19 protein-coding genes are annotated in these 22,179 nt (G+C 68.5%); 9 read left to right on the top strand and 10 right to left on the bottom strand.

What is annotated here, in order from left to right; genetic code table 11:
• Window positions 1–2: 2 nt before the first annotated feature.
• The 6 genes from AC07NN_RS21035 to AC07NN_RS21010 all read left to right on the top strand — a co-directional run bounded on the left by AC07NN_RS21035 (window position 3) and on the right by AC07NN_RS21010 (window position 7,197).
• Window positions 3–1,184: a TrbL/VirB6 family protein gene (locus AC07NN_RS21035; RefSeq protein ID WP_494645925.1), complete on the top strand. Its 1,182-nt coding sequence runs from the start codon at window positions 3–5 to the stop codon at window positions 1,182–1,184.
• Window positions 1,181–1,945, top strand: coding sequence for a TrbG/VirB9 family P-type conjugative transfer protein (locus AC07NN_RS21030; protein ID WP_494645448.1), 765 nt, complete (start codon window positions 1,181–1,183; stop codon window positions 1,943–1,945). The genes AC07NN_RS21035 and AC07NN_RS21030 overlap by 4 nt, the downstream gene beginning before the upstream one ends.
• Window positions 1,942–3,066, top strand: coding sequence for a type IV secretion system protein VirB10 (gene virB10 / locus AC07NN_RS21025; protein WP_494645446.1), 1,125 nt, complete (start codon window positions 1,942–1,944; stop codon window positions 3,064–3,066). Before AC07NN_RS21030 ends, virB10 begins: the two co-directional genes overlap by 4 nt.
• The gene (gene virB11, locus AC07NN_RS21020; RefSeq protein WP_494645444.1) at window positions 3,063–4,046 is read left to right on the top strand and encodes a P-type DNA transfer ATPase VirB11; all 984 of its coding nucleotides are present in this window, start codon (window positions 3,063–3,065) and stop codon (window positions 4,044–4,046) included. Before virB10 ends, virB11 begins: the two co-directional genes overlap by 4 nt.
• Before the next feature lie 75 nt (window positions 4,047–4,121).
• A complete protein-coding gene (locus tag AC07NN_RS21015; RefSeq protein WP_494645442.1) occupies window positions 4,122–5,822 on the top strand; it encodes a DUF1800 domain-containing protein in 1,701 nt (566 codons plus the stop codon).
• A 7-nt stretch (window positions 5,823–5,829) separates the two neighbouring features.
• Window positions 5,830–7,197 carry a DUF1501 domain-containing protein gene (locus tag AC07NN_RS21010; RefSeq protein ID WP_494645440.1) on the top strand — a complete coding sequence of 456 codons (1,368 nt, stop codon included), beginning with the start codon at window positions 5,830–5,832 and terminating at the stop codon, window positions 7,195–7,197.
• A 9-nt stretch (window positions 7,198–7,206) separates the two neighbouring features.
• On the opposite strand, the gene AC07NN_RS21005 is transcribed toward AC07NN_RS21010, so the two are convergent.
• The 4 genes from AC07NN_RS21005 to kduI form a co-directional block, all read right to left on the bottom strand.
• Entirely contained in the window at window positions 7,207–7,533 is a 327-nt protein-coding gene (locus AC07NN_RS21005) for a DUF8776 family protein (RefSeq protein ID WP_494645438.1), read from the bottom strand.
• 114 nt (window positions 7,534–7,647) lie between these two features.
• A complete protein-coding gene (locus tag AC07NN_RS21000; RefSeq protein WP_494645436.1) occupies window positions 7,648–8,403 on the bottom strand; it encodes a FadR/GntR family transcriptional regulator in 756 nt (251 codons plus the stop codon).
• A gap of 31 nt (window positions 8,404–8,434) precedes the next feature.
• The gene (locus tag AC07NN_RS20995; protein WP_494645434.1) at window positions 8,435–9,625 is read right to left on the bottom strand and encodes a glycoside hydrolase family 88/105 protein; all 1,191 of its coding nucleotides are present in this window, start codon (window positions 9,623–9,625) and stop codon (window positions 8,435–8,437) included.
• A gap of 17 nt (window positions 9,626–9,642) precedes the next feature.
• Window positions 9,643–10,491: a 5-dehydro-4-deoxy-D-glucuronate isomerase gene (gene kduI, locus AC07NN_RS20990; RefSeq protein ID WP_494645432.1), complete on the bottom strand. Its 849-nt coding sequence runs from the start codon at window positions 10,489–10,491 to the stop codon at window positions 9,643–9,645.
• Between the two features lie 344 nt (window positions 10,492–10,835).
• Between kduI and AC07NN_RS20985 the strand changes: the two genes are divergently transcribed.
• Entirely contained in the window at window positions 10,836–13,238 is a 2,403-nt protein-coding gene (locus AC07NN_RS20985) for a TonB-dependent receptor (protein WP_494645431.1), read from the top strand.
• A gap of 113 nt (window positions 13,239–13,351) precedes the next feature.
• On the opposite strand, the gene AC07NN_RS20980 is transcribed toward AC07NN_RS20985, so the two are convergent.
• Window positions 13,352–14,134: a FadR/GntR family transcriptional regulator gene (locus tag AC07NN_RS20980; protein WP_494645429.1), complete on the bottom strand. Its 783-nt coding sequence runs from the start codon at window positions 14,132–14,134 to the stop codon at window positions 13,352–13,354.
• Between the two features lie 341 nt (window positions 14,135–14,475).
• A complete protein-coding gene (locus AC07NN_RS20975) occupies window positions 14,476–15,204 on the bottom strand; it encodes a glutathione S-transferase family protein (protein ID WP_494645427.1) in 729 nt (242 codons plus the stop codon).
• A gap of 94 nt (window positions 15,205–15,298) precedes the next feature.
• Here AC07NN_RS20975 and AC07NN_RS20970 point away from each other — a divergent pair, with 94 nt between their 5' ends.
• Window positions 15,299–16,021 (top strand): helix-turn-helix transcriptional regulator, encoded by a 723-nt coding sequence (locus AC07NN_RS20970; RefSeq protein WP_494645425.1) that lies wholly within the window; start codon window positions 15,299–15,301, stop codon window positions 16,019–16,021.
• Here AC07NN_RS20970 and AC07NN_RS20965 read toward each other — a convergent pair.
• The 3 genes from AC07NN_RS20965 to AC07NN_RS20955 form a co-directional block, all read right to left on the bottom strand.
• Entirely contained in the window at window positions 16,018–17,010 is a 993-nt protein-coding gene (locus AC07NN_RS20965) for an alpha/beta hydrolase (RefSeq protein WP_494645423.1), read from the bottom strand. The genes AC07NN_RS20970 and AC07NN_RS20965 overlap by 4 nt on opposite strands.
• Window positions 17,011–17,083: 73 nt before the next feature.
• On the bottom strand, window positions 17,084–17,890 hold the full coding sequence (locus tag AC07NN_RS20960; RefSeq protein WP_494645421.1) for a TrmH family RNA methyltransferase: 807 nt from the start codon (window positions 17,888–17,890) through the stop codon (window positions 17,084–17,086).
• Window positions 17,891–17,905: 15 nt separating this feature from the next.
• A complete protein-coding gene (locus tag AC07NN_RS20955; protein WP_494645419.1) occupies window positions 17,906–19,162 on the bottom strand; it encodes an MFS transporter in 1,257 nt (418 codons plus the stop codon).
• Between the two features lie 166 nt (window positions 19,163–19,328).
• Between AC07NN_RS20955 and AC07NN_RS20950 the strand changes: the two genes are divergently transcribed.
• Window positions 19,329–20,381: a LacI family DNA-binding transcriptional regulator gene (locus tag AC07NN_RS20950; protein ID WP_494645416.1), complete on the top strand. Its 1,053-nt coding sequence runs from the start codon at window positions 19,329–19,331 to the stop codon at window positions 20,379–20,381.
• Between the two features lie 38 nt (window positions 20,382–20,419).
• Here AC07NN_RS20950 and AC07NN_RS20945 read toward each other — a convergent pair whose 3' ends face one another.
• Window positions 20,420–21,982 (bottom strand): methyl-accepting chemotaxis protein, encoded by a 1,563-nt coding sequence (locus AC07NN_RS20945; protein ID WP_494645414.1) that lies wholly within the window; start codon window positions 21,980–21,982, stop codon window positions 20,420–20,422.
• Window positions 21,983–22,179: the final 197 nt, after the last annotated feature.

The following is a 22,179-nucleotide window of genomic DNA, read 5'->3' as shown; positions in this document are numbered from 1 at the left end:
CCATGGCCGCCTGCGCGCAACTTCCCGTCGACGCCTCGCTGGTCGAGGGCCTGCTGGGCTCGGTCGACTGCCGGGTGCATGACCTGGCGGAGACCGGCTATGGCGTGCTGTCGGCGCCGGGCTCGCCGGTCGGTCTGCTGCTGACGGGCTTCCTGACGCTGTACGTGGTCTTCATCGGCTATCGCCTGCTGCTGGGCCGAGGCGGCCTGCGCGTCGGCGACGCCACCCTGTCGGTGATCAAGATCGGCGTGGTGCTGGCCCTGGCCACCAACTGGGGCCTGTTCCAAACCCTGGTCTACGACCTCCTGACCAAGGCCCCGGCCGAGGTCGGCGGCCTGTTGCTGGGCGGCCTGCAAGGCCAACCGTCCAACCCGTTCGCTGTTCTCCAGGACGCCTTCGACGGCCTGCAGAAGTCCGCCGCCCTGATGGCCAGCCGGGCCGGTCCCGGCGCGGCCGCCATGCAGAGCGGGCCCGGCTTCGGGGCCTTCGCCCTGAATACCGGGGCCATGACACTGATGCTGTCGACCCTGGGGGTGCTGCTGGCCAGCAAGGTGGTGCTGGCGATCCTGCTGGCCCTGGCGCCGCTGATCGCCGGTCTGGCTCTGTTCGAGGCCACCCGCGGCCTGGTCGAAGGCTGGCTGAAGGCGATGATCGCCCTGGCCCTGACGCCGCTGATGGTCACCCTGGCCCTGTCGCTGGAACTGGCGATGATGATCCCAGCCCTGCGCGCCCTGGCCGAGGCAAGGGCCGGCCAACAGTTCGCCGCCTTCGACGCCAGCCCGGCGGTGATGGTGCTGGTGCTGAGCCTGGTCTTCGCCCTGGTCGTCGTGCTGGCCGTCATCGCCCTGGGCGTCATCGCCGGCGGCCTGCGCCTGCCGCGCGGCCTGGCCGGCGCCGCCTGGGCCGGTCGCAACGCCTCCGCCGAGGCCCCGCGCTACGCCTCGGCCCAGGTCGAGCCGATGAGCCGCGCCGCCACCATCGCCGCGGCCGCCATCGCCATGGACCGCCGCGACCCGATGTCATCTTCCTCGGACCCGATCTCGCCGCGCATGCTGACCGTCGTCTCGGACCGGGGCGACACCATCCAGGCCACCTACACCGCATCGAGCGCCCCGCTGGGCCACAGCCACCGACGCACGCCCTCCCCTCGCCGCGCCGCCACCGGCGCCCGGAGAGACCAGTGACCTTCGCTTACACCCGCACCCGCGCGCTGATCGCCGCCCTGGCCCTGGGAACCGCCCTCGTCGGCGCCCCGGCCTTGGCGACCCAGACCCCGCGCCCGGGCGCCGTCGATCCGCGCATACGCACCGTGGTCTATGACCCGGACCAGGTCGTGCGCCTGACTGGCTATTTCGGCATCCAGACCATGCTGGAGTTCGCCGCCGACGAGCGCATCGAGAACGTCTCGATCGGCGACTCCCTCGGCTGGCAGGTGACGCCGAACAAGAAGGCCAACCTGCTGTTCCTCAAGCCGCTGGACCGCACGGCCGCCACCAACATGACCGTGGTGACCGACCGTCGCCGCTACGTCTTCGAACTGGCCATCGCGCCGGCCAAGGCCTCGAACAAGGACCTGGCCTACGTCGTGCGCTTCCTGGTTCCGCAGCCGGTGCTGGTGACGGCGGTTCCGCCGCCGCCTCCCCCGCCACCCGCCCCGCCGGTCGAGCGCAACGTCGCCTACACCACCAAGGGCGACGCCGGCATCCAGCCGACCAAGATCTTCGACGACGGCGTGGCGACCTATTTCGCCTGGCCGCAGCAGGCCGACCTGCCGGCCGTGTTCGTGGTCGGCGCCGATGGCGTCGAGGGCCTGGCCAATGCGGTGGTCCGTGACGGCTTCCTGGTCGTCGACCAGCTGGCGCCGCGCTTCGTCATCCGCTCGGGCAAGGCCAGCCTGATCGTCACCAACGCCGCCTACTCGGCCGGCGGGGAGGCCGCGCGATGAGCGATCCCCGCCTGGATCCCCGCCAGACCCGCCAGGTCGCCGACGACCTCGCCGCCGCCGACGCCCAGGCCCAGCCCATGGTCGCGCGCGCCCATGCCGGCCTGCCGACCTGGGCGATCTTCGCCGGCTTCGGCGCGCTGGGCGTGGCCGTGTTCCTGTGGATGACCAGCCAGCGCACCGCGCCCAGGGCGCCCGCGCCTCAAGTCGTGGCCACGGCTCCGCAGACCGCCGCCCTTGCGCCCCCGGCGCCCGTGGCCGTCATCCCCGGCCCGCAGTTCACCGAGAACAACAGCCTGCCGCCACCGACCGCCGCCCAGTTGGCGGCCATGGCCGCGCCGGCTCCCGCGCCAACGCCCGGCGTCGATCCGGACCAGCGCCGCCGCGCCCCGACCCTGGTGGTCGACTTCGGCGGCGCGCCTGCCCTGATCAAGGCCAGCGCCCAGGTCGAGCCCCCCAATCCGATGGCCAAGACCGCGCCGGCCACCGACAGCGGCCTGAACCCCGACGAGCGCTTCGCCGACCGCATCGGCGCCGGCGACGCCGAGCCGGCCAAGGCCACGACGCTGCGCCACCTCGACGCCCTGATCCCGCAAGGCGCGGTGATCCCGGCGGTGATGGAGACGGCGATCAATTCCGACCTGCCGGGCCTGGCCCGGGCCATGGTCACCCGCGACATCAAGAGCTTCGACGGCTCGACCGTGCTGATCCCGCGCGGCAGCCGCGTGATCGGCCAGTACAAGTCCGGCGTCGCCATGGGCGCCTCGCGCGTCTTCGTGATCTGGACCCGGGTGATCCGTCCGGACGGCGTCTCGATCCAGATCGCGTCTCCGGCCGCCGACCCGCTGGGTCGCGGCGGCCTGGAGGGCAAGGTCGACCGCCACTTCTTCAACCGCTTTGGCGGCTCGATCCTAATGTCGGTGCTGAACGCCGGCGTGGCCTCGGTCGGCAACGCTCGCAACAGCTCGCAGATCTATATCGGCTCGGCGGTCGAGGCCGCGAACCTGGCCGGCAACGTCGCCCAGAGCGACCAGAACATCGCCCCGACCATCAAGACCACCCAGGGCGCGCCGGTGACGATCTTCGTCGCCCGCGACCTGGACTTCTCGGGGGTGCGCAATTGACCGCCCCCGCCCCGAAGCTCGGCGTCTATCTCGAGGCCTATCTGGCCCCGCTGGCCCCGTGGCTGGCCGATCCGGCGGTGACGGACCTCTACGTCAATCGTCCCGGCGAGCTGTGGGTCGAGCGACTGGGCGGTGTGGCCGAGCGGGTCGAGGTCCCGGCCCTGGACGAGACCAACCTGTGGCGTCTGGCCCGTCAGGTCGCCAGCCTGGCCAGCCAAGGCGTCAGCCGCGAGCATCCCCTGCTCTCGGCCGTGCTGCCCGACGGCGCGCGGGTGCAGGTCGTGGCTCCGCCGGCGACGCGCGGCGGCCTGGCCCTGGCGATCCGCAAGCATGTGGTCAGCGACCTGTCGCTGTCGGACTACGCAAAGGCCGGCGCCTTCGCCGAGACCCTGAAGCCGGCTGTCAGCCCGGATGCGGCCCTGCGCGCCCTGCTCGACGCCGGCGATGTCGGTGGCTTCCTGTCCGCCGCCGTCCGGGCCGGCAAGAACATCGTGGTCAGCGGCGGCACGTCGACCGGCAAGACCACCTTCCTCAACGCCCTCCTCAAGGAGGTCCCGCTCGACCAGCGCCTGGTGCTGATCGAGGACGCGCCCGAGATCCGCCTCTCGCACCCCAACGCCGTCGGCCTGGTGGCCGCGCGGGGCGAACAGGGCGAGGCGCGCGTCACCACCGAGGACCTGCTGCAGGCCTCCCTGCGCCTGCGGCCCGACCGCATCATCCTGGGCGAACTGCGCGGCGCGGAGGCCTTCAGCTTCCTGCGCGCGGTGTCCAGCGGCCACCCCGGCTCCATGACCACCGTCCATGCCGACGATCCGGCCGCCGCGGTCGACCAGCTGGCCCTGATGGCCCTGCAGGCCGGCGCCAACCTTCGCCGCGCCGACGTGGTCGAGCATGTCGAGCGGGTGGTCGACGTCTTTGTCCAATTGCATCGCCAGAACGGCGTCCGAACCGTCCGGGAGGTGGCGTTCCATGATCGCTGAAAACACCCCCTTCCGGACTTCCTGGTCTTCCAGCTTCAGGCGCGCGGCCCTTCGCTCCGCGTCGGGGATCTTGTCATGCGTACCAAACTCCTAGGCTCGGCGGCGCTCAGCCTTTCGATCCTCCTCGCCGCCTGCAGCGGCGGCGACAACACCAGCGGTTCGAGCGCCAGTTCGAACAAGGGCGGCGGCTTCTTCGGGATTCCGGTCGAGCAGACCGGCATGACCACCGACGAGGCCGGACGCCTGGCCAAGCAGGCCTCGTTTGGTCCGACCCCAGAGCTGATCAACAGCATGGTGTCGATGAAGACCGCCGACGCCTGGCTGGACAGCCAGTTCGCCGCGCCGCGCAGCACCTATGCCGACCTGGGCTCCAAGGCGGTGGTGGCCAACTTCTGTTCGGGCCTGACCGGCCAGGACGCCACCAACTGCAACCGCGACAACTTCACGGCCACGCCGATGCAGATGCGGTTCTACGCCAACGCCATCGGCGGCCAGGACCAGCTGCGCCAGCGGGTGGCCTTCGCCCTGTCCCAGATCATCGTCGCGTCCGAGATCGACGTGCACAACACCTCGGGCCTGGCGACGTTCAACGAAATCCTGATGTCGAACGCCTTCGGCAACTACCGGGACATCCTCGCGGCGGTCACCGTGAACCCGTACATGGGCGAGTATCTCGACATGGCGGACAGCAACAAGACCCAGCCCAACGAGAACTATGCTCGCGAGCTGATGCAGCTGTTCGCCATCGGCACGGTGATGCTGAATCCGGACGGCACGCCCCAGACCGACAACGCCGGCGCGGCCATCGCCAGCTACAGCAACAACGACGTCAAAGAAGTGGCTCGAGCCCTGTCGGGCTGGACCTATGCGCGCCTGAACAACGCCGCCATCACGGACAACAACGCCCGTGACTGGTCCAAGCCGATGATCATGGTCCCGGCGCGCTTCGACACCGGCGCCAAGAGCTTCCTGGGCAAGTCGATCGCCAACAACGCCACCCAACAGGTCAATGTCGACGCGGTGGTCGACACGATGTTCAACCACCCCAACACCGGCCCCTACATCTGCAAGCGGCTGATCCAGCAGCTCACCGTGGCCAACCCGACGCCGGCCTATGTCGAGCGGGTGGCGGCGGCGTTCGCCAACAACGGTTCGGGCGTGCGCGGCGACATGAAGGCCGTGATCAAGGCGATCTACACCGACAGCGAGGCGCGCGTCGTTTCGCAGCTGCCGGGCAAGGTCAAGGAGCCGGTGCTGCTGGCCACCTCCCTGGCCCGCGCCATCGGTTTCACCACCGACGGCTACGCCTTCACCACGCGCGATGCGGCCTTGGGCCAGGCGCCGTTCCGCGCGCCGTCCGTGTTCAACTTCTATCCGTACGAATTCCCGCTGGCTCAAGGCGACGGCCTGCTCAGCCCGGTCAGCAAGCTGATGACCACCTCGACGATGATCAATCGTCACAACTTCATCTACGACTGGACCATCTCCGGCGACGCCACGCGCACCGAGTACAAGGCCCAGACCGTCATCGCCTGGTCCACCGGCTCGATCCCCAACTGGGCCAGCTGGGAGGCCAACGGAACCGACGACGCCAAGACCATCGACCGGATCAACCTGGTGATGCTGAACGGCGCGATGACGCCGGCCCAGCGCCAGGCGCTGGTGACGGCCATGGCCGCCATCAAGAACAACGACCCCGCTCTACAGGCCCGCAAGCGCGCCCAGACGGCGCTCTACATCGTCGCCTCGTCCCCCCACTTCCAAGTCGATCGGTAAGCGTCCCATGGCCATCTCACGACGTGAACTCATGCAGCTGGTCGCCGGCGGCTCGGCCGCGGCGGCCCTGGGCCAGCTCGGCGCCTCCAGCGCCCTGGCCGCCGACACCGGCAGCTATCGCGCCATGGTCGGGGTCTTCCTGTTCGGCGGCAACGACGCCTGGAACATGGTGGTGCCCACCGACAGCCGCTACGCCGACTACGCCAAGCAGCGCGGCTCGGGCATCGCCCTGGCCCAGAGCAGCCTGGTGCCGCTGACCGGCACGCCCTTCGGCCTGCACGCCTCCTTCGCTTCGCTGAAGACGGCGTGGGACGAAGGCGCGCTGAACGTGGTGCTGAACACCGGCACCCTGGTGCAGCCGCTGACCAAGGCGCTTTACACCAGCCGTCCCGACCTGCGGCCGCTGAGCCTGATGTCCCACGAGGACCAGCAGAATCAGTGGCAGGGCATGCGCATGCGCGCCCAGAACAAGGACGGCTTCCTGGGCCGCCTGAACGACCGCACGGGCGTCGCCACTGGCCTGCCGTCGCTGATCTCGATCGCCGGCTCGCAGCTGTGCCTGATCGGCGACCGCTCGGCTCCGCTGATCCTGCCCTCGACCGGCACCATCGTCCGCAGCGGCTACAACGCCGCCAGCACCGACGCGGCGGTCAAGGCGCGCCAGGCGGCGCTCAACATCTTTGCCGATGGCGCTTCGTACGGGACGCTGACCGAGCAGACCGGCAAGGGCATCTCTTCTGCCTACGCCCAGGCGGTGGCGGCCAATACGGTCGTCTCGGCGACCACCTCGGTCGTCGACAAGTACTTCGTGAACCCGGCCAACAACGCGACCCTGACCTCGGACATCTCGCGCCAGCTGCTACGCGCCGCGCGGATGATCGAGGCCCGCAGCAGCCTGGGCCACGCCAAGCAGACCTTCTTCGTCAGCCAGGGCGGCTACGACACCCACACGGGCCAGCTGGCGTCGCACAACACCAGCTACGCGGACCTGTCGCTGGCCCTGGCCGGCTTCTACAACGCCATGAAGGCGCTGGGCCTGCAGGACAACGTCACGGCCTTTACGATGTCGGACTTCGGCCGGGTGTTCAAAGGCAACAGCCAGAACGGCACCGACCACGCCTGGGGCTCGAACCACCTGGTGATCGGCGGCGCGGTGACGGCCGGCAAAGTGCACGGCCGCTATCCCGACCTGACCTTCGGCGGCGCGGACGACTCGTCCAACGACGGCCGCTGGATCCCCGGGATCGCCACCGAGGAGTACATCGGCGCCGTCGCGCAGTGGTACGGCGTCAGCGCCGCGGACCTGCCCTACATGTTCCCGAACTGGTCGACCTGGAACGGCGGCGGGCGCGGACCCGTGCCGCTGTTCAGCTAGGCGGACCGACTATTCAGGCGCGATCGCCGTCCGGAGACGGGCGGCGACGTCGCCCAGGGTGATGGCCCCGAGGGAGTCGTTGACCTCCAGCACGCCTTGGCCATGCTGCTGCGACAGGTTGCCGGTGAAGTCGGTCAGCGCCGTGATGTGCTGGGCCAACAGGTCGACCGTATGCAGTTCCTGCAGCACCGACAGGCGGTGCTCGGCGGGCACGATGTCCAGCATCTTGCCCAGCGCCACGTCCAGATGTCCGCACGCCACCGCCGCGATCGACATCTCCGAAGAGATCGCCTTCAGCACCGTCTCAACGCTCGCGGGCGCCAACTTCTCCGACATCACTTCCCCCTGATTCCAGAGACGAAGGTCAACACGCGCCGCGCCACGACGGCAAGGCCTTGATTTGTGCGGCGAATTATCGCGCTTCGGGACGAGAGCGCGCGAAAGACAACGTCAGATGGCGGTGCGACGCAGAAGTTCGTCGCGGCGATCGGCCATTTCCTGGCGCGTCCGCTCCAGCGCGTCGCGCTCGGCCATCGACAGCAGGGCCTCGACGGTGCGGTTCAGATGCTCGTGAATCACCCGCCGCGCCTCCTTCGGATCGCGGTCGCGCAGGGTGGCCACGATGCGGTGGTGGTCGTCGGCGAAGACCTGCGGATCGGCCAGCCGCACGCGGCGCAGCTGGTTGCCGCAATCGGAGAACTGCCGACGCAGGGTCCAGATCTCTTCCACCGCCGCCACGATGGCCGCATTGCGCGTGGCGTGGGCCACGGCGAGGTGAAAGTCGTGTTCGAGACGCTCGGCCTCCTCCGCGCTGGCCAGCGAGGCCAGCTCGCGGGCCATGCGCTCCAGGGCGGCGACCTGCTCGTCACTGACGGCCGCGGCGGCCAGGGCGCAGGCCTCGCCCTCGAACAGGCGGCGAGCCTCGGTCAGCTCCAGCGCGCTGACCTCGGCGTCGGACGCATCGTCCTCGGCCTTGCCGCGCGCGGTCACATAGACACCCGAGCCCTGGCGGGCCTCGACCAGACCCTGGAACTCCAGAGCGATCATCGCGTCGCGGATGGTCGGTCGGCTGACGCCGAACGAGTCCGCCAGCCCCCGCTCGGACGGCAAGCGGTCGCCGGGGACGTAGCGCCCCTCGGCGATCGAGGCCGCGATCGAACGGGCCACCTGCTGGTAGAGCTTCTGGGGATCTGGCGCGCCGCGCATCGATGCTCGCTTTGGATTCTGAGAATCCATCTTAACGCTTGGTCTGACCTTGGGAAGCTTGAGCCAGATTGCGCACTTCGCTGGCGGCCAGCAGGAACGCGCCGACGCCGTACAGCTGGGTGTCGTCCGGGCCAACCTGGTCCGGCGCCGCGCCGACGCGCTGCACCCAACCCAGCCTGCCGTCCGGCTCGATCGCCGCTTCCAGGGCCTTCCAGCCCTTGTCGATCGCCGGCCCGTACTGGGCGCGCGACAGCAAGCCGTGGTTCACGCCCCAGGCCAGGCCGTAGACGAAGAAGCCCGTGCCGCTGGTCTCCGGCGTCTTCTGCGGTTCCAGCAGCGAGACGGGCCAGTAGCCTTCCGCGCCCTGCAGGGTCACGATCTTGGCGGCCATCTGCTTGAAGGCCTTCTCGTACTTCGGACGGCTGGGATGGTTGGCCGGCAGGTCCTGCAGGATCCGCGCGATGCCGGCAAAGGCCCAGCCGTTGCCACGGCCCCAGAAGATCTTCGCACCGGCGTCGCTGCGGCGCGTGATGAAGCGGCTGTCGCGATAGTAGAGGTGGTCGGTCTTGTCGAACAGGTAGTCGTGGGTCGCCCAGAACTCGCTGTCCGAATGGGCCAGATAGCGCTTGTCGCCCGTCGCCTTGGTCAAGGCGTTCCAGGTCGGGGGCGCCATGAAGATGGCGTCGCTCCAGCACCAGCGGACCTGGCAGTAAGGGTCGCCCTTGGCCGGCTTGGGCGTGAAGTCCAGCGAGACCTTCGAGGGATCGGCCAGCACCGCGTCGAAGCGGGCGCGGATCGGCGTCAGCTTGCTGGGATCCTTGGTGCGCTGCGCCGCCCAGACCCAGACCGCGCCCGTGGCGTCGGCGTCTGCGTGGCGCGGACGGTGGTCGAAGCCCCACTGCTCGGCCTCGCCGTGCTTGAGGATCGCGGTGGTCAGGTACGGGTCCTGGGTCGCGTCGGCGAAGGTGTAGAGGCCGACATAGAACGCCGCCTGGACCCAGTCGCGCGGGGCCGCAGTGTCCTTCCGGAACTGGTTCACCGGGATGTAGTCGAAATTGTCCATGTGGCCCAGCTGCCAGGCCGCGACCTTGCGGCCCGCGGCGTCGACCGCCGAGGCCGGGACACTGACGACAGCCGCTTTCGGCGCGGCCACCACGGGCGCGGCCGAGCCGGTCAGGATGGCGACGGCGGCGGCCGCCTTCAGGAGGGTCTTGAAGGTCATCGAAAGGCTCTCCTCGATTACGCGCCCGGTCCGAGATCGGAGACGGCCAGGACGTCCATGTCGTCGAACTCGAGGTTCTCGCCGCCCATGGACCATACGAAGCTGTAGTTGGCGGTGCCGACGCCGCTGTGGATCGACCAGCTGGGCGAGAACACCGCCTCGCCCTCGTCCATGAACACCGCGCGCGGCTCGGACGGATCGCCCATCAGGTGCATGACGCGCCCAGGGGCAGCGTCGAAGTACATGTAGATCTCGCTGCGCCGACGATGGGTGTGCGGCGGCATGGTGTTCCACACATTGCCGTCCTCCAGCTCGGTGAAGCCCATCACTAGCTGGCAGGTCTCGACGATGCCGGGACGGATCGCCTGGCGGATCACCCGGCGGTTGGCGGTGGTCAGCTCGCCGGCCTGGATCGTGCGGGCCTCCTCGCGCCGGACCCGCTTGCTGGGGTGGCTGGCGTGGGCCGGATAGCTGACGAAATAGAACTTGGCGGGCGTCGCCGCATCGTCGCTCTCGAAGCTCACCACCTCGACGCCGCGACCAATGTACAGGCTGTCGTGGCGCGCCAGGTCGAAGCGCTCGCCGTCCAGCGTGACCGAGCCCGTCCCGCCGATATTGATCACGCCGACCTCGCGCCGCTCGCAGAAGAACCGCGAGGCCAGCTCCTTGTGGGTGGGCAGGGTCAGGGCCGCGCCGACGGGCACGGCCGAACCGACCACCGCGCGCTCGATCTCGAGATAGCTGAGCCCCAGGACGCCGGGCTGGAACAGGCTGTCGATGACGAAGGTGTCGCGCAGCTCGCGCACCGTCATCCGGCTCATGCCGGCGCGGTCGGTGCTCTCGCGATAATCCATTTGAACGCTCATCGACTGATCCCGATTCGGGGTGATCGGGCGCCGGCAGCCGCCATCGGCGGTCGCTCCGTGATGCGCATCCATCCCCCCGTTTCGTTTGTGGTTGCTGAAGTGACATTACCAATCTGAACGCCACGCCGTAAAGGCCGAACACGTCGGCATCGCATGTCCAACGTTGTCACCAAGCCCGGTTTTGCTAGCCCTTTGTCCGATTGGACAATGATTTCAATCACCCAGACCAAATGACCGGAGATAACGACGCTACTTGACAAGTGGCCTGACCAGGCGCCATCAGTTGGGCATACCAATTCACCGCCGGCAACGAACCGACGGGCACAGCAGGAAACGACCACGACATGCACACCATGCGATTCTGGCTGCTTGCCTCCTCGGCGGCGGCGGTGCTGGCGGCCGCCCCAGGGGCGGCGTTGGCCCAGGCTCAGGCCTCCAACACCGACAGCGCCCAGTTGGAGGAAATCATCGTCACCTCGACCAAGCGGGCCGAGCGCCTGCAGGACGTTCCGGTCTCGGTGACCGCCGTCACGGCCGACGTTCTGGAGCGCAACAACGTCCGCGAGCTGGGCGACCTGGTGAAGCTGTCGCCGGGCCTGGTGATCAACTACGGCAGCCAGCCGGGCAATTTCAGCATCAACATGCGCGGCATCGGCACCTTCTCGAACGGCATCGCCGTGGAGTCGGACGTGGCGGTGGTCATCGACGACGTACCGGTCGGCTTCCAGGCCGCCGCCTTCAAGGATCTGATCGACGTCGAGCGCGTCGAGGTCCTGCGCGGTCCGCAGAGCACCCTGTTCGGCAAGAGCGCCATCGCCGGCGTGCTGAACATCGCCACCGCCGCCCCCACCCGCGAGTTCTCGGGCAAGGCCATGGTCCTGGCTACCGACGACGCTGAAAAGCGCATCGGCTTCACGGTGTCAGGACCGATCCGCGACGACCTGCTGGTGCGCCTGACGGTCTCGAAGAGCGACTACGACGGCAACGTCAAGAACCTGACCACCGGCAAGAACGTCAACGGCAGCTCGGGCTTCACCGCCACGGCCAAGTTCGTCTGGACGCCGACCGACAACCTGACGATCAGCGTCGCCCCGCGCTACAACCACAATGTCTCGACCTGCTGCACCAGCCCGATCACCGAGCTGACGCCGGGCCTGCTGTACCAGGGCGAACCTGGCTTCCCGACCACGCTGACGCTGCGCGGCATCACCATCGACAAGAACAACCACTTCATCCGCGCCGACGATCGCATCGGCGGTGGCAATTCGGATGTGTTCGGCACGACCGCCCGCCTCGACTACGACTTCGGCGAAGGCTCGGGGATGCGGGGCTACACCTTCTCGTCGATCACCTCGCACGACCGTTGGAAGATGGTCGACTTCCAGGACATCGACGGCACCGACGTGCCGTTCCTGCTGGGCTTCCCGGTCGCCAGCCCCTCGGGCATCAACAGCGGCGCGCATATCAACGGCTATTTCCACGCCGACTCGTGGACCCACGAGTTCCGCCTGACCTCGCCGGGCGACAAGCGCTTCCGCTACGTGACCGGCCTCTGGTTCGCCCAGAACCAGCTGGACCGCTTCCTGGATCGCGGCCCGGTGCTGCAGCTGGCCCGTTACCTGGCCGAGAGCACCAACAAGAACTACTCGGCCTACGCCAACGCCACCTGGGACCTGACCGACAGGCTCAGCGTGACCGGCGGCGGTCGCCTGAACCGGCAGAAGATCAGCTACCACTTCGACAAGACGATCTTCGCCAGCACCGCCATCGGCGCGGCGACCACGCATCAGGTCTTCGGCAAGGCCGACCAGGACGACGCCTTCACCGGCAAGATCGGCGCGCAGTACAAGGTCACGCCGGACATCATGACGTTCGTGACCTTCTCGACGGGCTACAAGGGCCAGGCCTACGACCTGGTGAGCACCTTCGACGCACGGATCGCGGCCCAGATGCCGGTGCCGCCCGAGACGGCCAAGAACTACGAGGTCGGCTTCAAGAGCAGCCTGTTCGACCGTCGCGCCTACTTCAACGCCACCGTCTTCCGAGCCGACTACAAGGGCTTCCAGACCTCGGTGACGTCGTTCCTGCCGGACGGCACGTTCCTGACCTTCCTGAACAGCGTCGGCCAGCTGCGCACGCAAGGCCTCGAGCTGGACGGCGTGGCCAAGCTGACGCCGAACCTGCGCATCAACGGCGCCTTCGCCTATACCGACGCGACGGTCATCGACTTCAAGAACGGCCCCTGCAACAACGCCCAGCCGGCCACCAACGACCTGCCGCTGCAGCCCGCCGGCTATGTCGGCGCGCCGGGCGAGTGCTACCGCACGACGACCACCAACGGCCGCGTGCAGAACCTGCACGGCAAGCGCCTGAACAATGTGCCGAAGTTCAAGTTCAACATCGGCGGCCAGTACGACATCGACCTGCCCGGCATGCCCTTCAAGGGCTTCGTCGGCGCCACCTATCGCTGGCAGGACGACGTCAATTTCTCGCTCAGCCAGGATCCGCGCACGATCCAGAAGGCCTACGGCATCGTCGACCTGAAGCTGGGCATCAACGACCTGAAGGACCGTTACAAGGTCTCGGTCTTCGCCAACAACCTGTTCGACAAGCGCTACGCCCAAGGCGTGGGCAACGGCACCTCGGGCTACAGCAACCCGGCCATCCCGACGGCGCTGGGCAAGACCTGGTTCCCGGGCCGCGACGCCTTCCGCTACTTCGGCGCCCGCCTGGACGTGAATTTCTAGTTCAAGGCGGACTTCCTCCCCCTTTTCGGTCCCCCTCCTGCGGCCGGGTCCCTTCGTGGATCCGGCCCCTTTTTTGTGGGGAGCCCTACTTCGCCGCGCTCGCGGCGCTCTTCCTATTTCGCCGCGCTCGCGGCGCGGAGGGCGATCTCTTCGCGCTTGGCCGCCAGGCTTTCACGGGTGCGCTCGATGGCTTCCAGTTCGGCGGTCAGCAGCAGGTTCTCGATCAGCCCGCCGAGGTGGGCCTGCATGGCGCCGCGCGCGGCCTTGGGGTCGCGGGTGCGCAGGGCCTCGATGATCTCCTGGTGCTCGTCCTTCAGCGGCCGCTTGCGCACGTGCCGGGCCTTTTCCAGCATCTGCATGCAGAGCCGCGAGCGATAGCGCAGGTCCCAGGTGTTCTCGACGATCCGGACCACCGCGTTGTTGCGCGTGGCGGCCGCGATGGAGATGTGGAATTGACGATCAGCCAGCTCGGACTGCTCCTTGGTCGAGGCGTCGCTGTTCATCTCGGTGACCAGGGTCTCGAGATAGGCCAGCTCCTCGTCGGTGATCAGGGTGGCGGCCAGGGCAGCGGCCTCGCCTTCGAACAGGCGGCGAGCCTCGGCCTGCTCGAAGGCCCCGATATCGAGGTCCTTCACAGGCGCCGGCGGCTGGTCGAGGCGGACATAGACGCCAGAGCCCTGCTTGGCCTCCAGCAGGCCGCGCATCTCCAGCGCGATGACGGCGCGGCGGACCGTGGGGCGGCTGACCCCGAACTCGTCGGCCAGGTCACGCTCGGACGGCAGGCGCTGGCCCGGCTGATAGGTCCCGTCGGCGATCGCGCCACTGATCGACGCGGCCACCTGTTGGTACAGGCGGGCGGAGTCCGTGGACGGGGTGTCCTGCGAAGGGGTCGACATCTTACGGGCCACAGACAGGCGCCAACGGTCGGCGCGTCCCAAAGGACTAGCGCGCGTCCCGCCGCGTCACAAGGCGCCGCGAACGAAGTGGCCTTACCAAGGCGCGGTGCGGCCGGAGGGTAAGGACTCCGGCCGCCATCGTCGTCCGCCCCGGGAGGAGGTTGGCGCAAGTTACGCAGCGCCTGTGGTCGACGAGCAAGCGATTGAACGGAGGTGGAGCTCCATTCCGTCGCGCCCTCGCAACCTAGCGAAATTGGCTAAGCATGCAACGAAAAATGGCCTGACCAATCATCTCATTTTTGAGCGGATTTGTACGACCAATTTGGTAGCGCTATCGATCCTTACGCCGCTTGCCGCAGGCCCCAGGGGTGAGCGGGATAGAACTGGGCCATCATCCGGCCGACATAGTCGACCAGGCGCGGATAGCTTTCGGCCTCCCGGCGCAGGGGCGAGTCGAAGAAGGGCGTCATGATCGCCGCCAGCATGGCGAAGGCCGTGGCGTCGACGCCGACCGGATGGCTGTCGCGCATCAGATAGGCCTTGTCCTCCAGCAGCTCGTCCAGCGAACGCAGCGACAGGCTGCCCAGCCAGACCACCTCCTCGCGCAGGTGACGCCCCACCCCGACGGCGCGGACATTGGTCGCCACCGCCTCCAGCAGACCCTTGCGGAGATCGTCGCGCAGATGCTCCGGCGCCTGGTCGAACCAGCGGCCGGGCCCACGCGCGAAGTTCGAGGCGTCCAGGAAGCGGAAATAGGTCGACACCCAGCCCAGCTGGTTCTCGATCATCCGCTCGATGGCCCAGGCCTGGGCGCGCTCCTTGCCGGAGAGGTCCATGTCCAGATCGACGTCGTACTTCTGCTCGATGTGAGCGCGGATGAAGGTGGAGTCGCCGATCGCCTGGGCGGCGTCCTCGATCCACGGCAGCTGACCCTTGGGCGCGGTCTCGCGGCTGCCCTTGGTCTTCTTGTAGCGCAGACCGGCCATCATCAGCTGGACCTCGGTCTTGGTCACATAGGGGCTGATCTCGGGCAGCCCGAACCCGGCTCCGGCGGCGAACAGCGTGATCATCGTCCCTCTCCGATCTCGAATGTCGTGGTGACGACTTGCTACCGCCAGGCTACTGCCAGCATGCTGTCAGTAGCGATCGCTGATATTCGAGCTCATGAGACGCGCCGAACGCCTTTTCCAGATCATTCAGATCCTGCGCCGCAGTCGCGCGCCGGTGACCGCCGACGCCATCGCCGCCGAGCTCGAGACCTCGAAACGCAGCGTCTATCGCGACATCGCCGCCCTGGTCGGCCAGCGCGCGCCGATCCGGGGCGAGGCTGGGATCGGCTATGTGCTGGAGGCCGGCTTCGACATGCCGCCCCTGATGCTGACCCCCGACGAGATCGAGGCGGCGGTGCTGGGCGCCCAGTGGGTGGCGGGGCGTGGCGACCCGGTGCTGGCCAAGGCCGCCAACGACCTGATCAGCAAGATCGCCGCCGCCGTGCCGGATCGCCTGCGTCCGTATGTGCTGGAGCCGGCCATCGGCGCCTCGCCCGCCTGGCGGCCCGAGACCGACCGCATCGACGTCGCCCAGGTCCGCGCCTGGATCCACGCCGGCCGCAAGATCCGCCTGGATTACAGCGACGGAGCCGGCGCGGTCAGCGCGCGCGTGATCTGGCCGGTGACCGTCGGCTATCGCGAGACCATCCGCATGATCATCGCCTGGTGCGAGCTGCGTCAGGCCTTCCGCAGCTTCCGCACCGACCGTGTGGTCGGCGCCGAGTTCCTGGAAGAGCGCCACGGCAAGCGGCCGGCGGTGCTGCGCGGCGAATGGATCAAGTTCCGCGACGCCGAGATCGCCGCCTGGAAGCTCAAGGAGAAGGCAGGCTGCGTTTAGAGCCCGTGCCGCTTGGCGAAGGTCTCGAACAGGCTGGGCCAGGCCGCCACGGGCTTGTCGGTCGTGAAGCGCAGGCCAAAGCCGTGGCCGCCTTCCTCGAAGACGTGCATTTCGACCGGCACCGCCTTGGCCTTCAGGGCCGCGAACATGGCGATGGTGTTCTCGACGGGCACGGTCTTGTCGTCGACCGCATGGACCTGGAACACAGGCGACAACCCCGCCCTCACCTGCCGCTCGGGCGACAGCTCCAGGGCGCGCTCGGGCGTGTTGATGTTGGTCAGCAGTTGCTTGCGCGAGCCGCCATGGGCGAACGCCGGATCCAGGGTGACGACCGGATAGACCAGAGCCGACAGGTTCGGCTTGGCCGGCAGCTGGTCGGCGTCGTCGATCGGCGCGTAGGTCACGGCGTCAAAGCGCACCGTCAGGTTGGCCGCCAGGTGACCACCGGCCGAGAAGCCCATGATCGCCACGCGATCGGGCGAGAAGCCCATCGCCTTGGCCTTGGAGCGAATGACCCGGATGCCGCGCTGGGCGTCCTGCAGGGGCGCATCGCCACCGGCGGCCCAGCCGTCGCCGGGCATGCGATAGAACAGGACGAAGCAGGTGTAGCCGCGATCCGACAGCCACCGGCCCATCTCGAAGCCTTCCTTGTCGACCACCACGCGCTCGTAGCCGCCGCCCGGGATCAGCATCACCGCCGCGCCGTTCGGCTTCTTGGGGCGGAATACGACCAGGGTCGGCTTGCGGGTGTGGACCTGGGCGCGGTCCTGGGGACCGCCGGCCACGGTGCGGTCGACGATCTTCTCCTCGGCCGTCACGCCTTCCCCGCCCGGCGCGCCGTTCGGCCAGAGGGTGATGACTTCGGTGGGATCGGGGAGCGGCTTGGGAGCCTTCACGGGCTTGTCCACGGCGGCCTCGGCGTTGCGGGCGGCCAGCGATCCCAGGACGCCAGTGACGAAGGCGGTCATCGCGCCGCGACGGTTCAACATGGGATCCAAGCCTTCTGACGGGTTGTGGTCGCGGGACCCTAATGCCGCTTCGGGCGATTTGGAAACCGGTTTCCTAACCTTCAGCGAACCGCAAGTGGTGCAGCACGATCCCGCTGGTCGTGGCCACGTTCAGGGAGTCGAAGCCGTTCGCCATCGGGATGCCGATGGTTCGCGCCCTGGCCATAACCTCGGAGGTCAGGCCCGGCCCCTCGGCGCCCAGCAGCACCGCCGTACGCGGAGCGGGCGTGAGGCGGGCCAGGATCTCGGTCGCCGAGGGGCTGAGCGCCAGGCCCTCGAAACCAGTCGCGGCCAACAGCTCGGCGATGTCCTCGCCCCGCTCCAGTCGCGCCGTGGGGACGGATAGCGCCGCGCCCACCGAGACACGGATGGCCTTGCGGTAAAGCGGATCGCAGCAGTCGGCGTCGAGGATCACCGCGTCCGCCCCGAACGCCGCGGCGTTTCGATAGATGCCGCCGATGTTGTCGTGGTTGGCGATGCCGCACAGCACCAGCACGACCGCTCGGGCCGGCAGACTGGCCAGCAGGTCGCGGGCGGAAATGGGTTCGGGCTTCCTTCCAATCGCCAGAACGCCGCGATGCAGGTGGAAGCCGGCGATGGCGTCGACCACCGCCTGGTGGGCCAGATGGACCGGCATCTCGTCCGGGAGGCCAGCGAAGACATCGGCTAGCTTGTCCTGGCGCTTCGGGTCGATCAGCAGCGAGACCATCCGCTCGGGCGCATCGCGGACGAAGGCCCGCAGCACGGTCTCGCCCTCGGCGATGAACAGACCCTCGCGGCCCACCAAGTCACGCTCCTTGATCGACCGGAAGGGCGCGACGGCGGGATCGTCGGGATCGGTGACGACGTGGAACTGGGGCAACGCGAACCTCGGGGCTTAGCGCACCCCTCGTATCGGCAGGATCGCCATACCGCCAGCCAGGGCCAGGCCCGCGGCCATCAGGAAGAATACCTGGAAGTTCTCGTGCGTCGGGCCCAGGCTCCAGACGGCCAGGGCCGGCGCCAGGGCCTGAGGCAGGGTGTTGGCCAAGTTGATCACGCCCAGGTCCTTGCCCGCGTCGCGCTGCGACGGCAGCACCTGGGTGACCAGGGCGATGTCGACGGCGCAGAAGCAGCCCGCGCCGCAGCCGAACACGACATAGGCCGCCACCAGCACCGGCCAACTGGGCGACAGCGAGAACACCACCATCGAGGCGGCGATCACCGAGGCCGCGCCGAACGCGAACAACTTCCGCCGCTTCAGGCGGTCGGACAGCATGCCGCCCAGCATGGCCAGGGCGACGTTGGAGATGGTGGAGACCGTCGTCAGGATCGCCAGCCCTTCCTCGGCGCGGCGGCCGGGGAACAGCTTGGGATAGTCCATCACGTCCTGGAGGAAGTAGAGCATATAGCACTGCACCAGGCTCAGGGCGACCAGCACCATGAACCGCCCGGCCCAGGCGAAGGCGAAGTCCGGATGCTTGCGCGGACTGACCCAGAGGCCGGCGATGAACTCGCGCAGCTTGAACGGCGGCACCTCCTCCTTGGACAGGGGCGGATCGCGCAGGCTCAGGACGAAAGGCGCGAGGCCCAGCAGCAGGGCGGCCGAGATGGTGGCGTAACGCTGCCATTCGACCACCAGGAAACCGCCGATGATGATCGCGCCGGCGGCGGTGCCGATGGGATTCCCCAGGCTCTGGAAGGCCGCGACCATGCCTTTCTGATTGTCGGGCACCCGGTCGGGCATCACGGCCACCAGGGCCGAAAAGCACAGGTTGAAGGTCAGCTGGAACAGGATCACCCCGCCGATCAGGGCCATCGGGGTCTTGGCGTGCATGATGGCCAGATAGGCCAGGGCGGCGCCGATGCCGCCGACCACCATCCAGGGCCGCCGACGACCGAAGCGCGAGGTCGTCCGATCGCTGATCGCCCCGGCCAGCAGGTTGGCCACGCTGGCGACGATGGCGCCGTAGAAGGCGACCTGGCTCAGCACCACCGCCTTCGAGCCAGGGTCGATCGCCGCCGCCTTCAAGGGCAGCAACACCTGCAGCAGGGGCTGGAATGAAACGAAGGCCCCGATCTGGGCCAGGGTATAGGCGGCGATGAAACTCGCGCGCACCGGCTCCTTGGGCCGCGCCCCGTCGTCAGGCCGCATCTCACCTCCCCTTTGCACGGTCTTTGCCGCGTTGGGATCACAGTGGCCGCCCCTTCTCGACGACACAAGGCCTCCCGTAGGGTGAAGCAGGGAGTTTCCATCTGACGCCGACAGGCTCTAGGTTGAGCCCAATGGGCGTGAGTCTGAAGAAAGTCGGGGCGAACTGATGGCTTCGGTGACGATCTACGACGTCGCCGCGAAGGCGGGCGTCTCGATCAAGACCGTTTCGCGGGTGATGAACAAGGAGCCGAATGTTCGGCCCGCCATGCGCGATCGTGTGCTCGAGGCGGCCGGCGAGCTCGGCTACAGCCCGAACCTGTCGGCGCGCAGCCTGGCCGGGTCGCGCTCGTTCGTCATCGCGGTCTTCGTCGACGCGGCCCTGACCATCGACCACTGGCGCAGCGAGCGCGGCGCGGACTATCTCAGCCGCATCCAGCTGGGCGCGACGCTGGAGTGCCGCGACGCCGGCTATCACCTGCTGATCGAGCTGATCGACCACGAGGGCCCGCAGGTCCGCCAGGACGTCGCCGCTTTCCTCGCGGCGCTGAAGCCCGACGGCGTGATCCTGACGCCACCGTCCTGCGACAACGAAGTTGTGCTTGAACTGCTCGAGAAGGCCGGCACGCCCTACGTCCGCGTCGGCCCTGAACGCGCCGATGGCGCTGGCCCACGCGTCCACATGGACGACGTCGCCGCCGCTCGCGAGATGACCGAGCACCTGGCCAATCTGGGCCACAAGCGCATCGGCTTCATCGTCGGCGAGCCGCGCTACGGCGCCAGCCAGGCGCGGCGCGAGGGCTATCTGGCCGCCATGAAGGCGCGCGGCTTGCCCGTAACCGACAGCTGGGTGCGCCAGGGCGACTTCACCTTCCAGTCGGGCCTGGACCAGGCCAAGGCGCTGCTGGCCTTGCCCGACCGGCCGACGGCGATCTTCGCCTCGAACGACGACATGGCCCTGGGCTGCATCGCGGCGATCGCGGAAGCCGGGCTGATGACGCCGGGCGATATTTCGGTGGCGGGCTTCGACGACAGCCCCAGCTCACGCTTCAGCCGGCCGCAGCTGACGACGGTGCGTCAGCCGGTGGCGGAGATGTCCTCGGTGGCGGCCAAGCTGCTGATCGCGCGGGCCAAGAGCAACGAAGCGCCCGAGCGGCCGGTGGATGAACTGCTGCCGTTCGAACTGATCCATCGCGCCTCGACGGCCCCGCCGCCGCGCTGATCCTCCTCCCCCGCTTTGCGAGGGAGGAGATCTAAATCTTACCGCCCCGGACGCGCGAACGCGGCCACGCGAGCGCGGGCGGCGTGCACCGGATTGTCGGCCGGACGTTCCTGATAGGTCGACTGGAAGCTCTGGGTCTGCGGACGCGAGCCAAGGCGGAAGGCGCTGACGCGGTTCGACAGGTCGGCGGCCTCGACGCGCAGGGCGTGGGTGGCTTCGGTCGACTGCGAGACCATGGCGGCGTTGCGCTGGGTCACCTGGTCCAGCTGGTTCACGGCCGAATTGACCTGACCCAGGGCCGTGGCCTGCTCGCTGGCCGAGGCGGCGATGGCGTTGACCAACTCGTCGATGCCGCCGACCTTTTCGTGGATGCCGCGCAGGGCCTCGCCCGTCTGGCCGACGAGGTCGACGCCTTCGCTGACCTGGCGGCTGCTCTCGGTGATCAGCGACTTGATCTCGCTGGCCGCCTGGGACGAGCGCTGGGCCAGGGCCCGCACTTCCTGCGCCACGACGGCGAAGCCCTTGCCGGAGTCCCCGGCGCGGGCCGCTTCGACGCCGGCGTTCAGGGCCAGCAGATTGGTCTGGAAGGCGATCTCGTCGATCATGCCCAGGATCTGGTTCACCTGCTGCGACTGGGCCTCGATCTTGGTCATGGCCTCGGCGGCGCGGGTGACGATTTGGCCCGAGCGCTCGGCTTCGGCCGAGGCTTCGCCGACGCGCGAGGAGACCTCGCGGGCGCTCTTGGCGGTCTTGCCGACGGCGCTGGTCAGTTGCTCGACGGCGGCGGCGGTCTCTTCCAGGGTCGCGGCCTGCTGTTCGGTGCGCTGCGACAGGTCGATCGCGCTGCGGGCGATGTCGTCGGCCCCGGCGCGGATGCCACCGGCCGAATGCTCGACCGCGCGCATGGCCTCGGCCAGACCGCTGGCGGCCTGCTCGAAGTCGCTCTTCAGGCCTTGGAATTCGGGAGCCAGGTCACCCTCGACGCGAGCCGACAGGTCGCCGGCGGCCAGACGCGACAGCGCCTCGCCGATCGCCTTCACGGCCACGGCCTGGCGGTGCTCGGCGGCTTCACGCTCGGCCTCCAGGGCGTCGCGCTCTTCCTGGAGAAGCTCCAGATAGCAGGAGATGGCCAGTTCCATGTCCAGGAACACGGCCTTGGTCAGGGCCGAGAGGCCGTCGGCCAGCTCGCCGTCCGACTTGGCGGCGTTGGCGAACATGCCTTTGGCGCGCTTGGCGATGACCGCGCGGATCAGCTCTTCGGCCACCAGGGCGTAGCCGCCGATGTACCACTGCGGCTCCAGGTCGGCCTCGACGTGGGCGCGACCGATGCGCTCGACGTCGCGGACATAGGTGTCGCCGTAGTCGGCCTGCGCGATCCGGCGCCAGTGGGCGGCCTGGGCGCGCTGGGCGCCGGCCATGTGGCTCTCGTCGCGGAACTTGCCGCGCGTTTCCGGGAAGACGCGGACCTGGCTGTAGAACTTGCCCAGAGCCCCCGAGATTTCGGCATCGATGACCGGCTTGATCGCGCGCAGCGCCGAGCGCGAACGCTCGTCGAAGCGCATGAAGGCCATCCGCTTGTCCAGCTTGGCGTGCGCGCTCATGCGTTCGGTACTCCGACTCGATGGTAAGGATTGGTTGACCACGTTCGTGACGGGAATCTGTTAACCAAGATTGAAGTTCGAGGCGATGCGCCCCGTGGACGCACCGGTCTTGGGGACGCACCGGAACGGCCGAGCTTTTCAGGCGTTCGGCCACGCTCTCGACTTACGATAGAAACAAGCTGCGCCTTGGCGCGTTT

The organism is Caulobacter sp. GW821-FHT09H08, from assembly GCF_059415885.1.
The sequence above is the reverse complement of the archived record's forward strand: the minus strand, read 5'-3'. Positions and strand labels throughout refer to the sequence as shown.

What these genes read in the sequence shown, in the direction of transcription:
- AC07NN_RS21035 (WP_494645925.1), top strand. Translation starts at nt 3, where the DNA reads ATGGCCGCCTGCGCGCAACTTCCCGTCGACGCCTCGCTGGTCGAGGGC.
- virB10 (WP_494645446.1), top strand. Translation starts at nt 1,942, where the DNA reads ATGAGCGATCCCCGCCTGGATCCCCGCCAGACCCGCCAGGTCGCCGAC.
- AC07NN_RS21015 (WP_494645442.1), top strand. Translation starts at nt 4,122, where the DNA reads ATGCGTACCAAACTCCTAGGCTCGGCGGCGCTCAGCCTTTCGATCCTC.
- AC07NN_RS21010 (WP_494645440.1), top strand. Translation starts at nt 5,830, where the DNA reads ATGGCCATCTCACGACGTGAACTCATGCAGCTGGTCGCCGGCGGCTCG.
- AC07NN_RS21005 (WP_494645438.1), bottom strand. Translation starts at nt 7,533, where the DNA reads ATGTCGGAGAAGTTGGCGCCCGCGAGCGTTGAGACGGTGCTGAAGGCG.
- AC07NN_RS21000 (WP_494645436.1), bottom strand. Translation starts at nt 8,403, where the DNA reads ATGCGCGGCGCGCCAGATCCCCAGAAGCTCTACCAGCAGGTGGCCCGT.
- AC07NN_RS20995 (WP_494645434.1), bottom strand. Translation starts at nt 9,625, where the DNA reads ATGACCTTCAAGACCCTCCTGAAGGCGGCCGCCGCCGTCGCCATCCTG.
- kduI (WP_494645432.1), bottom strand. Translation starts at nt 10,491, where the DNA reads ATGAGCGTTCAAATGGATTATCGCGAGAGCACCGACCGCGCCGGCATG.
- AC07NN_RS20985 (WP_494645431.1), top strand. Translation starts at nt 10,836, where the DNA reads ATGCACACCATGCGATTCTGGCTGCTTGCCTCCTCGGCGGCGGCGGTG.
- AC07NN_RS20980 (WP_494645429.1), bottom strand. Translation starts at nt 14,134, where the DNA reads ATGTCGACCCCTTCGCAGGACACCCCGTCCACGGACTCCGCCCGCCTG.
- AC07NN_RS20975 (WP_494645427.1), bottom strand. Translation starts at nt 15,204, where the DNA reads ATGATCACGCTGTTCGCCGCCGGAGCCGGGTTCGGGCTGCCCGAGATC.
- AC07NN_RS20970 (WP_494645425.1), top strand. Translation starts at nt 15,299, where the DNA reads ATGAGACGCGCCGAACGCCTTTTCCAGATCATTCAGATCCTGCGCCGC.
- AC07NN_RS20965 (WP_494645423.1), bottom strand. Translation starts at nt 17,010, where the DNA reads ATGTTGAACCGTCGCGGCGCGATGACCGCCTTCGTCACTGGCGTCCTG.
- AC07NN_RS20955 (WP_494645419.1), bottom strand. Translation starts at nt 19,162, where the DNA reads ATGCGGCCTGACGACGGGGCGCGGCCCAAGGAGCCGGTGCGCGCGAGT.
- AC07NN_RS20950 (WP_494645416.1), top strand. Translation starts at nt 19,329, where the DNA reads ATGGCTTCGGTGACGATCTACGACGTCGCCGCGAAGGCGGGCGTCTCG.
- AC07NN_RS20945 (WP_494645414.1), bottom strand. Translation starts at nt 21,982, where the DNA reads ATGAGCGCGCACGCCAAGCTGGACAAGCGGATGGCCTTCATGCGCTTC.